Origin of the sequence: Rhizobium sp. CF142 (assembly GCF_000281145.1) — a bacterium.
In the GTDB taxonomy this organism is placed as follows: Bacteria; Pseudomonadota; Alphaproteobacteria; order Rhizobiales; family Rhizobiaceae; genus Rhizobium.
In genome coordinates this window covers 16,887-30,681 of record NZ_AJWE01000101.1, presented here as the reverse complement: position 1 = coordinate 30,681, position 13,795 = coordinate 16,887, and the positions used below count along the sequence as shown (strand labels likewise).

Here is a 13,795-nt window from a genome sequence, read left to right as displayed (position 1 = left end):
CTCGACATGCTGACAGCCCACATCTCCGATGTCGCGCACGATTTCCCCCTGCAGCTTTCGCGGCGATCGCTTCTCGGTGGGACGCTGAGCGCCCTGGTGCTTGGTGTCATGCTTCCACCCGGCGCGGCGCGTGCGCAGGGTGCCGCAAGCGCGACGAATGCCGCCCCCGGAACGCGCATCCCGGCTTTTCTGGAAATCCGCCAGGATGGCACTGTCATGCTGAAAAGCCCGTTCATCGAAGGCGGGCAGGGGATTTTCACGGCGATGGCCCAGATCGTCGGCGAAGAACTCGACGTCGATCCAGCACGTTTCATCGTCGAATGCGCTCCTCCCGGCCCAGATTACCGCGTTATGAACGGCGCGCGTGTGACAGGTGGCAGTCTGTCGGTACAGACCAGTTATCCGACTATGCGACGCCTTGGCGCTCTTGCGCGCCAGATGTTCTTGCAGGCGGCGGCAGTCCGCTTCGACGTCCCCTCCGGTGAGCTGACGACCGAACCCGGCGAAGTCCTCCACCTTTCGACTGGCCGGCGACTGGCCTACGGCGATCTCGCCGTCGATGCCGCGCGATTGCCGATTCCAACAGACGCACAGTTGAAGGATCCGAAGAATTTCCGTTGGATCGGCAAACCAATCCCACGCTTGGACGTGTATGCCAAATCCACCGGCAAAACCGTTTATTCGATCGATATAAAAGTGGACGGCATGCTGCTTGCTGCCGTGCAACATGCGCCGCGGCTCGGTCAAGAGCCGCGTTCAATCCGCAATGAGGCCCAGGTCCGAGCGATGCCCGGCGTGCACTCCATTCACATCCTGCCGGGCGCAGTTGGTGTCGTGGCTGATCGCTGGTGGCGCGCGCGCAGGGCGGCCGAAACGCTGCAAATCGAATGGAACGAGGCAGCGCCCGGCACGGCAGGCGCACTGCCCGCGGATTTTTCCACGGACGCGTTTCGAGCAAAGCTTGCTGCAACGCCTGGCCCGGGAATTAACGCTGAAAAGATTGGTGACGCAACGACCATCCTCGACGGTGCTGCCGCCGTCATAGAGGCCACCTACACCGCGCCCTACCTAGTGCATGGGCAGCTCGAGCCTTCATCGACTGTGGCGCGATGGAACGAAGATGGCACGCTCGAGCTCTGGCTTCCGAACCAGGTTCCGGATGCGTTTCAGACAGCGGCCGCTAAGGTCGCTGGGATCGAGCCTGCAATGGTGAAAATCAATTCGCCGATGCTCGGAGGATTCTTCGGCCGCCATTTTCTCTATGGACCCGGCAATCCGTTCCAGCACGCCATCTTGATGTCGAAGGCAGCAGGACAGCCGATCAAGCTGATTTGGACGCGGGAAGACGAGTTCCTGCGAGATGCGATGCGGCCGATGGGTGTGGTTCGCTTCCGGGGTTGCTTGGATGCCGAGGGGTTGCCGCTCGCATATGAAGCCGAGTCCATCGGCATGGGATCGCGGGGGCATCTGAGCGGCCTCAAACCGGGGGCTTTCGACCCGACGATCGTCGAGGGCCTGACAGAAAAGGCCTACACCATTCCCAACAAGCGCGTCGCCCATGTGGTTGTGCCGCACCCTGTGTCGCTTGGACATTTCCGATCGGTCGCCCATTCCATGACGGACTTCTTCTCCGAGGGGTTCTTCGACGAGATGGCGGATGCGGGAAGACGAGACCCTTATGAGTGGCGTTTGGAATTGCTCAAAGGCAATCAACGTCTGACGACGCTACTCACCGCTGTCGGTGAGCTTTCCGGCGGCTGGCGTCGCGGACCATTTGACGCTGGCGACGGCACGCGCAGAGCCCGCGGTATTGCCATGGCCTCTCCTTTTGGTTCCGAAGTTGCGACCATCGCCGAGGTTTCTGTCAGGGACGAGCGGGCCGTCGTCCACGATGTCTGGGTGGCAATTGATCCCGGCAGCATCGTCAATCCCGCGATTATCGAAGCGCAGGTCAATTCGGCGGTCGGATTGGGAGTATCGACTGCGCTCTTCGAGCAGGTTGTCTACGAGGATGGCCGTCCAAGAGCGCGCAACTACGACGGTTATCCGATCCTTCGATTAGCGGATATGCCGCGAGTCCACGTGCGAATTATAGAAAGCGGCGCCAAAATGGGGGGTATCGGCGAGCCGGGGCTTCCAGGTGTTCCCGCTGCCATAGCAAACGCTGTTTCGACACTCACTGGTGCGCGCATACGCAGCCTTCCCTTGTCAAATCACAAGCTGAGGGTGCCAGGCCAATCCGAGCAGACATCGCTCCGGTAGCCTGTGCGAACTGATTGGCGCGTCGATCCTCGGTCTCCGCGTCGATCACGATCTCACCCATCTACCAAACATGCGGCTCGATACGGATAGACGATCTTGAAAAAAATTCCTGCGTTTCTCGCCATCGCTGTAATCGTCGTTGCAGCCTGGCTCTATTGGTTTGCAACACGCATTCCCTCTTCTCCATTTGACGGAGCCGCGATCGAGAGGCCACCCATCACCCTGCAACAGGGAGAATATGCCGCGCGCCTGGGCGATTGCGTTGCCTGTCACAGCATCAAGGACGGGCCTGCGTTCGCCGGCGGACTTGAAATGGGCACGCCGCTCGGGTCGATCTTTTCCACGAACATCACGCCCGACAAGCAGACCGGCATCGGCAACTATACGCTTGCCGATTTCGACAATGCCGTACGTCGAGGTGTTGCTCCAGATGGTCGCCGGCTCTACCCCGCAATGCCATACCCGTCATATGAAAAGCTAAGCGATGGTGACGTCCTGGCACTTTATAATTATTTCATGAATCACGTTGAGCCGGTCCATCAGGCGAACCGCCCTTCGCGCATTCCCCCGCCATTGAACATGCGTTGGCCGTTGGCCTTCTGGAACAGCCTGTTCACAGATGGGGCATACCGGTCCGATCGGACGAAGGACGCGTCGTGGAATCGGGGAGCCTATCTGGTCCAAGGTCCCGGTCATTGCGGTGCATGCCACACGCCGCGCGGCCTGGCAATGCAGGAAGTGTCGCTAGACGGTGGCAAACCGCAATTCCTGTCTGGCACCAATCTTGATGGCTGGTACGTGCCAAGCCTGCGAAATGATCACAATACCGGTCTCGGGCGCTGGAGCGAGCAGGACATTGTCGCCTATCTCAAGGATGGCCGTAACCAGCATGGTGTCGTGTTCGGTCCGATGGCCGAAGTCGTCAACAATTCGACAGCCTTCGTCTCAGACGAGGATCTTTCAGCCATTGCCCATTATCTGAAGTCGTTTGAGGGCGACCCCGAGCGGGACGGGAAGCCATGGGTCTACAAACCCGGCCTGTTGCAATCTTCCTCCACCACCGGAGCAATGTCCGTTCTACCGGGCGCGCAAGCCTACGCAGCCCGGTGCGGTTTTTGCCACGGACCAGACGGCAAGGGAAGGAGCCCTTGGATGCCGCCGCTTGCCGGGACCAGTGCAGTCCTCTCCAAGGACCCCGCATCGATGATCAATATAACCCTGAACGGGTCGCTCCGTGTCGTCAGCGGCGGCACCCCGGACTTATACAGGATGCCTTCTTTCCGCGAACAATTGTCGGACCAGCAGATCGCCGATCTCATGACATATATCCGATCCTCTTGGGGCAACGAGGCGCCCCCTGTTGCCGCCCAAGCAGTCGGCGCGATGCGTGAGCATAGTGATGCAGCAACTAGCGAGGTCATCATTCTTCAGATGCGGTGATCTGTCCGTGCGCGAGTCTGATCAGCGCCAGTTCTAATCTTTCAAAAGGCTCTTCAATTCGCCGGCCCATCTTCAGTCAGATTTGGGCGACTGCCCTCAATTCGTCCCGAGGCGTTCAATAATTGCGCGAAGCTGATGACACCAGCTTTTCCGGTCTTTTTCCATGAAGCCCGGCCGCTTTGATGCCTCGAAACGTTCAAGCTTGCGCATTGGCTCGATCGGGCCGCGTCTTTAGCAGTGGGCGAGTTCGCCACCTGCTTCAGTAGATGCCGGCCGTGGCCGCGCTTCCGCCGCCATCGGGACGCGCGTTGCGAAAGTTTGACAGCAGGCGCGAGGCGCTGCTCGCCAGTAAGCTGACATCGTTTCCGATGGCCACGAATGTGGCGCCTAGTGCGAGATAGTGTTTGGCAAGAGACTGATCGGCGGTCAGGATGCCGGCGGCCTTGCCATGCGATTGGATACGGATCAACGCCGCTTCCACCGCTTGTTGAACCTCTGCATCGCCAGGTTTGCCGAGGTGACCCATATCGGCGGCGAGATCGGCCGGACCGATAAAGACCCCATCCACGCCGTCGGCGGTAGCAATCTCATCGATTGCGTCCAACCCGGCACGGCTCTCAATCTGCAGCAATAGGCAGACCTCATTATTGGCGGTCTGCAGGTAATCTGGAATACGATTGAATTCAGAAGCACGGGCAAGCGCTGCCCCGACGCCTCGCACGCCGTGTGGCGGGTAGCGCACCGAGCGCACCATCGCCTTTGCCTGTTCGCCGCTCTCGATCATTGGGACCAGGACCGTCTGCGCGCCGATATCGAGGATCTGTTTGAGGATCCAGGTCTCGCCAACAGGTGCACGGATGACCGGGTGGCTCAGCGATCCCTTGAGCGCCTGCAATTGCGCGGTCATCAGCGGCAGGTCGTTCGGAGCATGTTCTCCGTCGATCAGCAGCCAGTCATAGCCGGCACCAGCACAGATCTCCGCCGTATAGGGATTTGCAAGCGCCAGCCAGAGTCCAAGTTGCGGGCGCTTTTCGGCCAAGGCCCTCTTGAAGGCGTTTCTGGGCGCGGGCATGGTAATTCTCCTATGCGAAATGGCTGCTGACCGTTCCGAATTGTCCGAAATCAGCAACGATGGTGTCGCCGTGACGCGCCTCGATCGGTCGGATGAAGGAGCCCGCAAGGACAATCTGTCCCGCCTCGATACCGTCGCCATACTGGGCCAGCCGATTGGCAAGCCAGGCAATTCCGCGCGCCGGCTGGTTCAAGACACCGGCACCCAGACCGGTCTCCTCAACCTCAGCATTGCGGCTGACGATTGCTCCGATCCACCGCATGTCGACGGTGTCGGGCCGAGCCATGCGACCACCGAGCACGATACCGGCATTGGCCGCATTGTCAGAAATCGTGTCAACGATGGTGCGGGCCTTCTTTGTTGCCGGATCGGCCCTGAGGATGCGCGTATCGAGAATTTCGAGGGCTGGGATAATGTAATCTGTGGCGTTCAACACGTCGAATACGGTGACGCCGGGGCCTTTCATTGGGCCTTTCATGATGAAGGCGATCTCCGCCTCGATGCGAGGCTGAATGAAACGGTCGGCAGCCACGGTGGCTCCGTCCTCGAACAGCATGTCGTCGAGCAGTACGCCGGAATCCGGCGTGTCGATGTTGAGCGCATATTGCATCGCCTTTGACGTGAGTCCGATTTTCCAACCGATCACCTTGCGCCCGGCAGCGACCTTCTTCTTCACCCAGGCCGATTGCACGGCATAGGCGTCGTCCATCGTCATATGCGGATGCCGTAGCGACAGAAGCTCGGTCTGTTCACGCGTCCGCTCAGCAATATCGAGACGCTCGGCCGCCTGTCTGATCTCGTCGGATGTCAGCATTTCATACCTCGTCAGCGATCGTGTTGCGCAAGATGCCGATGCCGTCGGCCTCGACCTCGACGATGTCGCCGGGCTTGAGCCAGACCGGCGGATCGAAGCGGGCACCCGCACCTGTCGGTGTGCCGGTGACGATCACATCGCCCGGAACAAGCGTGGTAAAGGTCGAGATGTAACTGATGATCTTGCGAAACGAGAAGATCATTCGGCTGGTGCGGTCGTTTTGACGGACATCGCCGTTAACTCGTGTCTGAAGCTTGATGTCGGCAAGCTGACTCTCGTGACGATAAGGGACGAGCCAAGGGCCGATCGAGCCGGTGCGGTCGAAATTCTTTCCTTGGGTGACGTTGAACTTGGCATGGCGGACCCAGTCGCGGATGGTGCCTTCATTACACAGAGACAGCGCCGCAATGTGGGTCAATGCGTCAACCTCGCGGATGCGCCGGCCGGCCTTGCCGATGATGATGACGATCTCGCCTTCGTAGTCGAGCTGCGGGCTTTCCGGCGGGCGGATCAGCGGCTGGCCGTGGCCAGTGAACGAGCGCGGAAAGCGGATGAACAGGGAGGGATTGGAAGGGGCGGCCTGCCCATCCTTGTATTCTTCGTTGCGGTCGGGGAAGTTCACCCCGACGCAGATGATCTTTTCCGGCGCGGGAACGGGGATTTCGAACGAGATCTCCGAGACCGGAAAATCCGGCTGCAAGCCCGCCGCTTCGTCAGCGAGCGCCAGCAGCGCGCCGTCGGCGATCACCTCGCGCAGCGTTTGCCACCTTGTGCCATGGCGTGCGAAAAGGTCGACAATACCGTCTCCAGCAAGAAAGCCATATCCGGCCTGTCCGCCACGGGTAAAGTTGACAAATTTTGAGTGGGACATCGTTGTCTCCCTATTTAGTTCAGCCGATGCCGCCGAGGCAGACATATTTGATCTCGGTGAATTCCTCGATGCCGTATTTCGAGCCCTCGCGTCCGAGACCCGACAGTTTGACGCCGCCAAAAGGAGCTTCGGCCGTCGAGATCAGCCCAGTGTTGACGCCGACCATCCCGTATTCCAGTGCCTCGGCCACACGAAATACCCGGGCGAGATCCTTGGCGTAGAAGTAGGAAGCGAGGCCAAACTCGGTGTCGTTTGCCTGCTCAACGACGTCGTCCTCATCCTTGAAGCGGAAGAGCGGCGCCAGCGGACCGAAAGTCTCTTCTCGTGCGATCGCCATATCCTTGGTGACATCCGTCAGAATGGTTGCTTCGAAGAAGGTCCCGCCGAGCGCATGTGGCTTGCCGCCCTGCAGGATGCGCGCTCCCTTGCCCAAAGCATCGGCGATATGCTCTTCGACCTTGGCAAGGGCGGCCTTGTCGATCAGCGGGCCGAGGATGACGCCCTCGTCAAAGCCATTACCGGTCTTCAGCTTGGCGACGGCGGCCGCCAGCTTTGCTGCAAAAGCGTCGTAGACGTTTTCCTGCACATAGATGCGGTTGGCGCAGACGCAGGTCTGGCCGTTGTTGCGATATTTGGCGATCAGTGCTCCTTCGACCGCAGCGTCGAGATCGGCATCGTCGAAGACGATGAATGGCGCATTGCCGCCGAGCTCAAGGCCGAGCTTCTTGAGGGTTGGCGCGCTCTGCTTGTAGAGTTCGGTGCCGATTTCGGTCGAGCCCGTGAAGGTCAGCTTGCGTACGACGGGGTTGGAGGTCATCTCGGCACCGATCGCAGCGGCAGAGCCGGTGACGATGCTGAAGAGGCCCTTCGGCAGGCCGGCACGTTCGGCCAGGATCGCAATCGCGAGCGCCGAGAACGGCGTCTGCGAGGCGGGCTTCAACACCATGGCGCAGCCGGCTGCGAAGGCGGGACCGGCTTTTCGAGTGATCATCGCATTTGGGAAGTTCCAAGGCGTGATCGCTGCGACGACGCCGACCGGCTGCTTCATAACCATGATGCGCTTGTCGGGCTGGTGGCCGGGGATCAAGTCGCCATAGATGCGGCGGCCCTCTTCGGCGAACCAATCGAGGAAGCTTGCGCCATAGACGATCTCGCCGGTTGCTTCCGCCAAGGGCTTACCCTGCTCCAGCGTCAGGATGCGAGCGAGGTCTTCCTTGTTCTCGATCATCAGATTGAACCACTTGCGAAGCACCGCACAGCGGTCGTTGGCCGTGCGGGCAGCCCAGCCTTTCTGCGCCACGCGGGCAGCCTCGATGGCTGTCCTGGCCTCGACGGCACCCAGCTTCGGCACATATCCAATGATCTCACCGGTCGCCGGATTGTTCACCTCGATTGCATTGGAGGGATCGGCTGCAATCCATTCGCCGGCGACGAGTGCCGCCTGATGGAACAGTGAAGGGTCTTTCAAGATCATTATCCAGGTCCGATCTGTTATGGTGAGCCGATAGGCGGCTTGGCTTCGCCGGGTTTGCGGCGAAACCGTCAGGTCGTTACGGCGCGACGATGGGCTGAGCCTTCAGGACGGAATCTACCACGGGCGCTCCCGCAAAAAGGCTGCCTTCCTCGAACCAGGACTTTGGCGCCGGCGCACCCCAAAGCGTCTGGCGCTGGGGGTCCTTGAGGTCCCACTTGATCGGCTCCAGATCGGGATCGACCGTTTGATAATCGGAGCAATAGATCTCGATACGATGGCCATCCGGGTCGCGAATGTAGAGGAAAAAGGCGTTGGATATGCCGTGCCGGCCTGGCCCACGCTCGATATTCGAAAGCCAACCTGTCGTCGCCATCAGGTCGAGCAGGTCGATGATATTGAGCGGCGTCGGTACCCAGAACGCGGTGTGATGCAGGCGCGGGCCGCGGCCGTTGGTGAACGCGATGTCGTGAACGCCACCCTTCCGGTGTGTCCAGGCGGCCCAGAGCCTGCCCGTCTCTTCGTCGGCAGTAAATTCCGTCACTCGGAAACCGATCTCATTATAGAAGGCAACGCTCTCGTCGACGTCAGGCGAAAAGCAGTTGAAATGGTCGATCCTGAGCGGCTTTACCCCCTTATAGAGGGCGTATTTCTGATGGATCGGCGCAAGCCGGTCCATTTTCGAATAGAATTCCAGCGGGATGCCATGCGGATCGCGGGTCCGGAAGGTGCGCGACTGGTAGGGTCGTTCGATCCATTCGACCGGCAAGCCCTTGGCCTTGAAAAAATGTTCCGCCTTATCGAGGTCCTCGTCGGAAAACACCTTGAAACCAAGGTCGCCTGCTTCGGCAATGCCAGCCTTCTTCAGGATGAGACAATGATGGCCACGCTCTTCGAGTGCGCGCAGATAGATCGTGTCCGCCGTCTCATCGGTCACCTGCAGGCCGAGCGTATCGACGTAAAAGGCACGAGACCTCGCAAGATCGGTGACGGCAAGCTCGACATGGCTGAGGCGCACGATGTTGAAGGGCGGGTAGAGATTGGGTGTGGGCAGGGGCATGAAGGTTCCTCCGTAGTTTAAGTGTGCACCGCGCGGTCAGCCGCCGAGCTTCTGGATCGGATGCGCCGTAGTGGCAAAGGCAACATTTTTGGTTTCCATGTAGAAATCGAAGGACCAGTCGCCGCCGTCTCGTCCGATGCCGGAATTCTTGACGCCGCCGAAGGGCGTCGGCAGATGGCGCACATTTTCCGAGTTCACCCAGATCATTCCGGCCTCCAGCGCCTCGGTGAAACGGAAAGCGCGGGTGACGTCCGAGGTCCAGACGTAGCCGGTGAGCCCGTATTGCACGTCGTTGGCGAGCGCTAGCGCATCAGTCTCGTCCTTGAAGGGGATCGCGGTCAACACGGGCCCAAAAATTTCCTCCTGGGCGATGCGCATCTGGTTATTTGCCCGAGTGAACAGGGTCGGCGCGACGTAGCATCCGCCGCCTGGCCCGTCGAATTTGACGCCACCTGCCGCCACTGTCGCACCGTCCTGTTTCCCGATCGCGATATATTCCAGCACCTTTCGTTCATGGACGGGATGGATCAACGGACCGATGACGGTTTCGGGATCGAGCGGATGGCCGACCTTGATGCGCTTGGCCTTCTGCGCGATGATTGCAGTGAACCGGTCGTAGATGCTCTCTTCGACCAGCAGGCGAGAGGAGGAGGTGCAGCGCTCTCCGTTCAGCGAATAGATCATGAAGACGACGGCATCAGCCGCGCGCTCCAGATCGGCATCGGCAAAGACGATGACGGGGTTCTTGCCGCCAAGCTCGAAATGCACGCGCTTCAGCGTATCTGCACCCTGTCTCATGATCATCGAGCCAGTCCGGCTCTCGCCGACGAAGCCGATTGCCTTGATATCAGGATGCTCGGTCAGCGCCTTACCGGCGTCCTCACCGAGGCCGTTGACGAGGTTCCAGACACCCTTGGGCAAGCCCGCCTCTTCGGCGATCTCGACCAGCAGCCGCGCCGTGAGCGGTGAGAATTCCGCCGGCTTGTGGACGATGGTGCAGCCGGCCGCGAGCGCCGGTGCGATCTTCCAGGTCGACAGCATGAAAGGTGTGTTCCAGGGCGTGATGACGCCGACCGGTCCGATCGGCGCGCGGCTGGTGATGTTGACTTGGCCGTTGGCGCGCAAGCTCTTTCCGTCGCGAGCGTCTGCGGCGCGATCGGCGAAGAAACGGAAGTTTTCCGCGCCGCGTAGCGCAGCCTTTGCCATGAATTTCAGTGATTGGCCGGTATCCATGCATTCGGTGAAGGCGATTTCCTCGGCACGCGCCACGATGGCATCAGCTATCTTGTGCAGCAGCGCCTTGCGCGCATCGCCCGGCATTGCCGCCCAAGCTGGAAAGGCTGCCTTCGCCGCCTTCGCTGCGCGGTTCACATCGGCTGCCTTACCATGCGCAACTTTTGCCAGCACCTTCAGATCGACCGGAGAAATGACATCGAAGGTCGTAGCGTCGGCAGCCGGAACCGCTTCCCCATCGATATGGTTCAATACGCCTTGCTCACGGAAGCGAGCTAAATAAGATTCTGCTTTCGCAACGTTATTTTCAAATGTCGACATTTTCTTCTCCGATATTGCTGATCTTGCAGCGCCTGAAAGGCGGCAGCTGAAGCCCTGTTTCGCCGACTGTCGCGTCTGGATTCCGGCTGGGGCTACCTAGCCGTTCGTTTTGCGAAGGCGCGGATGAATGGCGTTCTTCTTCCAGCTGAGTGCGGGATTGATCTCACGGATTTCGAACGTCAGGGCAAAGTGCGGCGTCTGAAAAAGAGTGTCCAGGTGCCGCGTCACCGCCTGGAAGATCGCCTCACCGGTCCGGCGCTTATCATCGTCGCTGCGCCCCTCGCCGATACGGAAGGACATGTCGATGAAAGCGTTCTCAGCAAGAAGATCCGCGATCGCATAGGCTTCACACCGAATGGCGCGCACCCGCACCGCGCCGACCTCGAACAGGCCCGTTTTCAGGATTTCCGCATGAACCACGCGACAAAGCGCGTCGAAGTCCACGATCCGATCTAGATTGGCCGAATAATCCATCGTGAAATGCGGCATCGTTCCTCCCGCGCCACTGTGCCTTATATATTTAACATGTTAACAATATTTGTGGCCCTGTCAACGGTGACGGTCACGCGGCTCGTTGCGCGCCGCAAAAAATTGATCCATAGAACCCTTATGACGAGACAATCCCCTGAAACGCATGGCATAGTGCAGGACGCTCTTCTTCCCCGTGACACTCGCCGCTCGCTGCCCATTGCGCTGCTTCGGGCGCGTGAGGCGGTGATGGGGCATTTCCGTCCGATGCTGGCGCTGCATGACGTAACGGAACAGCAATGGCGGGTGATCCGCATTCTGGCGGAAGCCGGAACATTGGATGCCTCAGAGCTATCGGAACGAGCCTTCATTCTAGCGCCTAGCCTGACGCGGATCATCCGGTCCCTGGAGGAACGTGGCTTCATCACCAAGAGCAAGGATGCTGAAGACGGTCGCCGCATTCTGCTCGAGATCACAGCCGCCGGGTTGAAGGTCATCAATGAAGTCAGCCCCGACAGCCGTATGATTTACACGGCGCTAGAGCAGCGGTTTGGTCGGGAACGGATCGATATGCTGCTGGATATGCTCGACGAACTGGCGACGCTGAACAAGTAGCCGGATGCCTCCCATGCCTTGGTAAAGCAAGGCGGCAGACAACTCTCCCGCTTCATCCCCCGAAGCTGCCAAGTTGCGTCGGGACATGGACATAGTTCCGGTCAAAATAAAGCAACGCATTCCCATCGGGGCGGGATCTGATGCCGGCGATCCGCCCGATGAAGATGTGATGGCTGCCGACGAGTCTTGCCTCCGACAGTTCGCAATCAAACGAGACGATCGCATCGGCGAGAGCATCCGTGCCTGAAGGCATTGCGATCCAGTCCGCAGAGGCGTAGCGCGCCTCCATATCGGCGGTTGACCCGGCAAATTTCCCTGCCAGTTCTCTGTGGTCATGGCTTAACACGTTCACGCAGAACCGGTGGTTTTCCAGAAACATTGCAGCTTGGGCGGATCGACTATTCATGCACACGAGCAGTGTCGGCGGCTCGTCGGTCACGCTGCACATGGCAGTTGCCGTGAACCCGCCGCGTCCGGCGGGTCCGTTGGTGGTGATGACGTTGACCGGCGCGCAGACGCGCGCCATAGCGTTGCGGAACTCGGTCTTGGAAACGGCCTCCTCCATGGTCGCCTCCTATTCAGCTGCCGATTGGAACGTGTCTGCATCGCCGATCGGCGGCAACCAGGTATCGCCGGTCCAGCCGTTCTCGTCATAGTCGCTCATGCACGTATCGACCAAGGCCTCCATTTCGCGCAGTCGACCGCCACGCTCGGCTCCCTTGAGCACCTGAAGGCGGACTTCTTCCGGTGCCCCGGCATAATTCAGCTCGTAGAGCGCATGTCGTCCGCCGAACTCGGTCCCAGTTGCGTCCCACAAAAGCTTCATGATCTTGATGCGCTCGATATGGCCCATATCGTTGGAGCCACGCACATATTGGCTGAGATAACGATCGATGTTGGGATTGCCGAAATCCTTAGCCGAGGACGGCAGGTAGATCAGTCCCGAGGCGACGACCTTGCGAACCGTCTCGATTACGCGGGGATAGGCTTCCGACATGAAAGTGCGATAGGCAAGGGCCGCTTCGAGATTCGGAAGCACCGCGCCGCTCGCCCAAGGGATCGGATTGTAGGCCATCGCATTGGAAAAGCTCCAGAACATGTGACGCAACGCGATGACTTCGCCAAGTGCAGCCTGATTGCCCCGGAAGGCATCCCCACCGGTCGCCCGCAAAGCCTTGGCGAGCAGACCTGCCAGGAAATCGAGTTTGACGGCAAAACGCGTACAGCCCTGAAAGCAATAGCCGTGCATGAACCCGGAAGCGGGATGGAAGGACAGGATCTTCGGCGCATCGCGCAAAACCAGCACGTCTTCCCAAGGGATGAAGACATTGTCTAGAACGAGGATGGCGTCGTTCTCATCGAAACGGGAAGAGAGCGGGTAGTCGAATGGCGTGGCGACGCGGTTTGCGGTTTCCTCATAAGAAACGCGGCAAAACATCTTGATGCCAGGCGCGTTCATCGGAACGATGAACATCACTGACAGCGACGGGTCTTCTGTAACCGTCGCCGAACTTTGCGCCAGAAAATTGTAGTGCGTCAGCGCAGAGGACGTCGCCACTACCTTGGCGCCCGAGACATAGATGCCTGCATCGGTTTCCTTGGTGATATGCACGAACACGTCTTTTACGGCATCCGCCGGCTTGTGGCGGTCGATCGGTGGGTTGACGATCGCGTGGTTCATAAACAGGGCCGCTTCCTGGGCGCGCTTGTACCAGGCAAGCGCATTGTCCTTGAAGGGACCATACCAGTCGGCATTGGCGCCCAGCGTATTCATCAATGCCGCTTTGTAGTCGGCGGTGCGACCCATCCATCCGTAGGACATGCGAGCCCAATCGGCAATCGCACCCTGCTGGGCAACGAGATCGGCGGAGGACTTTGCGACACGGAAATATTTGTGGGTGTAACCGCCAGAGCCGGTGTCAGTCGGCGATGTCAGGCGATCCTTCGTCTTCTCCGCATGCAGCGCATCGTAGAGCCTTGCAAGCGATCGCACGGAATTGCGCATCGACGGATGCGCCGTCACGTCCTTGACGCGCTCGCCATTGATGTAGACCTCGCGGCCGTCGCGCAGGCTGGCTAGATATTCCTCGCCTGTGAAAGGCCGCTTGGTATCGGCCCGGAACTCTTCTGCTCTCATCGTCTCCTCCTATGATGTCGGTCAAAGCTAG

General features: G+C 59.7%; 12 protein-coding genes. 3 read left to right on the top strand and 9 right to left on the bottom strand.

The features are described 5' to 3' along the window. The first annotated feature begins 6 nt into the window (after positions 1-6). Together PMI11_RS22885 and PMI11_RS22880 are read left to right on the top strand one after the other, a co-directional pair. Positions 7-2,262, top strand: a complete 2,256-nt coding sequence (locus PMI11_RS22885) for a xanthine dehydrogenase family protein molybdopterin-binding subunit (RefSeq protein ID WP_081493293.1) — start codon at positions 7-9, stop codon at positions 2,260-2,262. 96 nt (positions 2,263-2,358) lie between these two features. Beyond that, the gene (locus tag PMI11_RS22880) at positions 2,359-3,702 is read left to right on the top strand and encodes a cytochrome c (protein ID WP_007821803.1); all 1,344 of its coding nucleotides are present in this window, start codon (positions 2,359-2,361) and stop codon (positions 3,700-3,702) included. A gap of 259 nt (positions 3,703-3,961) precedes the next feature. Here the strand turns inward: PMI11_RS22880 and hpaI are convergent, their stop codons facing one another. The 7 genes from hpaI to PMI11_RS22845 form a co-directional block, all read right to left on the bottom strand. Then, complete coding sequence (gene hpaI, locus PMI11_RS22875; RefSeq protein ID WP_007821801.1) at positions 3,962-4,774, bottom strand: 4-hydroxy-2-oxoheptanedioate aldolase; 813 nt, start codon at positions 4,772-4,774, stop codon at positions 3,962-3,964. A gap of 10 nt (positions 4,775-4,784) precedes the next feature. Next, a complete protein-coding gene (hpaH, locus tag PMI11_RS22870) occupies positions 4,785-5,588 on the bottom strand; it encodes a 2-oxo-hept-4-ene-1,7-dioate hydratase (RefSeq protein WP_007821799.1) in 804 nt (267 codons plus the stop codon). Between the two features lies 1 nt (position 5,589). Beyond that, a complete protein-coding gene (locus PMI11_RS22865; protein ID WP_007821798.1) occupies positions 5,590-6,459 on the bottom strand; it encodes a fumarylacetoacetate hydrolase family protein in 870 nt (289 codons plus the stop codon). A 19-nt stretch (positions 6,460-6,478) separates the two neighbouring features. Then, complete coding sequence (gene gabD, locus PMI11_RS22860; protein WP_007821796.1) at positions 6,479-7,933, bottom strand: NADP-dependent succinate-semialdehyde dehydrogenase; 1,455 nt, start codon at positions 7,931-7,933, stop codon at positions 6,479-6,481. Positions 7,934-8,009: 76 nt separating this feature from the next. Continuing rightward, complete coding sequence (gene hpaD / locus PMI11_RS22855) at positions 8,010-8,990, bottom strand: 3,4-dihydroxyphenylacetate 2,3-dioxygenase (RefSeq protein WP_007821793.1); 981 nt, start codon at positions 8,988-8,990, stop codon at positions 8,010-8,012. Between the two features lie 36 nt (positions 8,991-9,026). Continuing rightward, positions 9,027-10,544, bottom strand: coding sequence for a 5-carboxymethyl-2-hydroxymuconate semialdehyde dehydrogenase (gene hpaE / locus PMI11_RS22850; protein ID WP_007821791.1), 1,518 nt, complete (start codon positions 10,542-10,544; stop codon positions 9,027-9,029). Positions 10,545-10,640: 96 nt separating this feature from the next. Beyond that, a complete protein-coding gene (locus tag PMI11_RS22845) occupies positions 10,641-11,033 on the bottom strand; it encodes a 5-carboxymethyl-2-hydroxymuconate Delta-isomerase (RefSeq protein WP_007821788.1) in 393 nt (130 codons plus the stop codon). A 120-nt stretch (positions 11,034-11,153) separates the two neighbouring features. Between PMI11_RS22845 and hpaR the strand changes: the two genes are divergently transcribed. Continuing rightward, positions 11,154-11,627: a homoprotocatechuate degradation operon regulator HpaR gene (gene hpaR / locus PMI11_RS22840; RefSeq protein ID WP_037071949.1), complete on the top strand. Its 474-nt coding sequence runs from the start codon at positions 11,154-11,156 to the stop codon at positions 11,625-11,627. A gap of 52 nt (positions 11,628-11,679) precedes the next feature. Here hpaR and PMI11_RS22835 read toward each other — a convergent pair whose 3' ends face one another. Then, positions 11,680-12,192 carry a flavin reductase gene (locus PMI11_RS22835; RefSeq protein ID WP_007821784.1) on the bottom strand — a complete coding sequence of 171 codons (513 nt, stop codon included), beginning with the start codon at positions 12,190-12,192 and terminating at the stop codon, positions 11,680-11,682. Positions 12,193-12,201: 9 nt separating this feature from the next. Continuing rightward, positions 12,202-13,764, bottom strand: a complete 1,563-nt coding sequence (locus PMI11_RS22830) for a 4-hydroxyphenylacetate 3-hydroxylase N-terminal domain-containing protein (protein WP_007821782.1) — start codon at positions 13,762-13,764, stop codon at positions 12,202-12,204. Between the last annotated feature and the right edge of the window lie 31 nt (positions 13,765-13,795).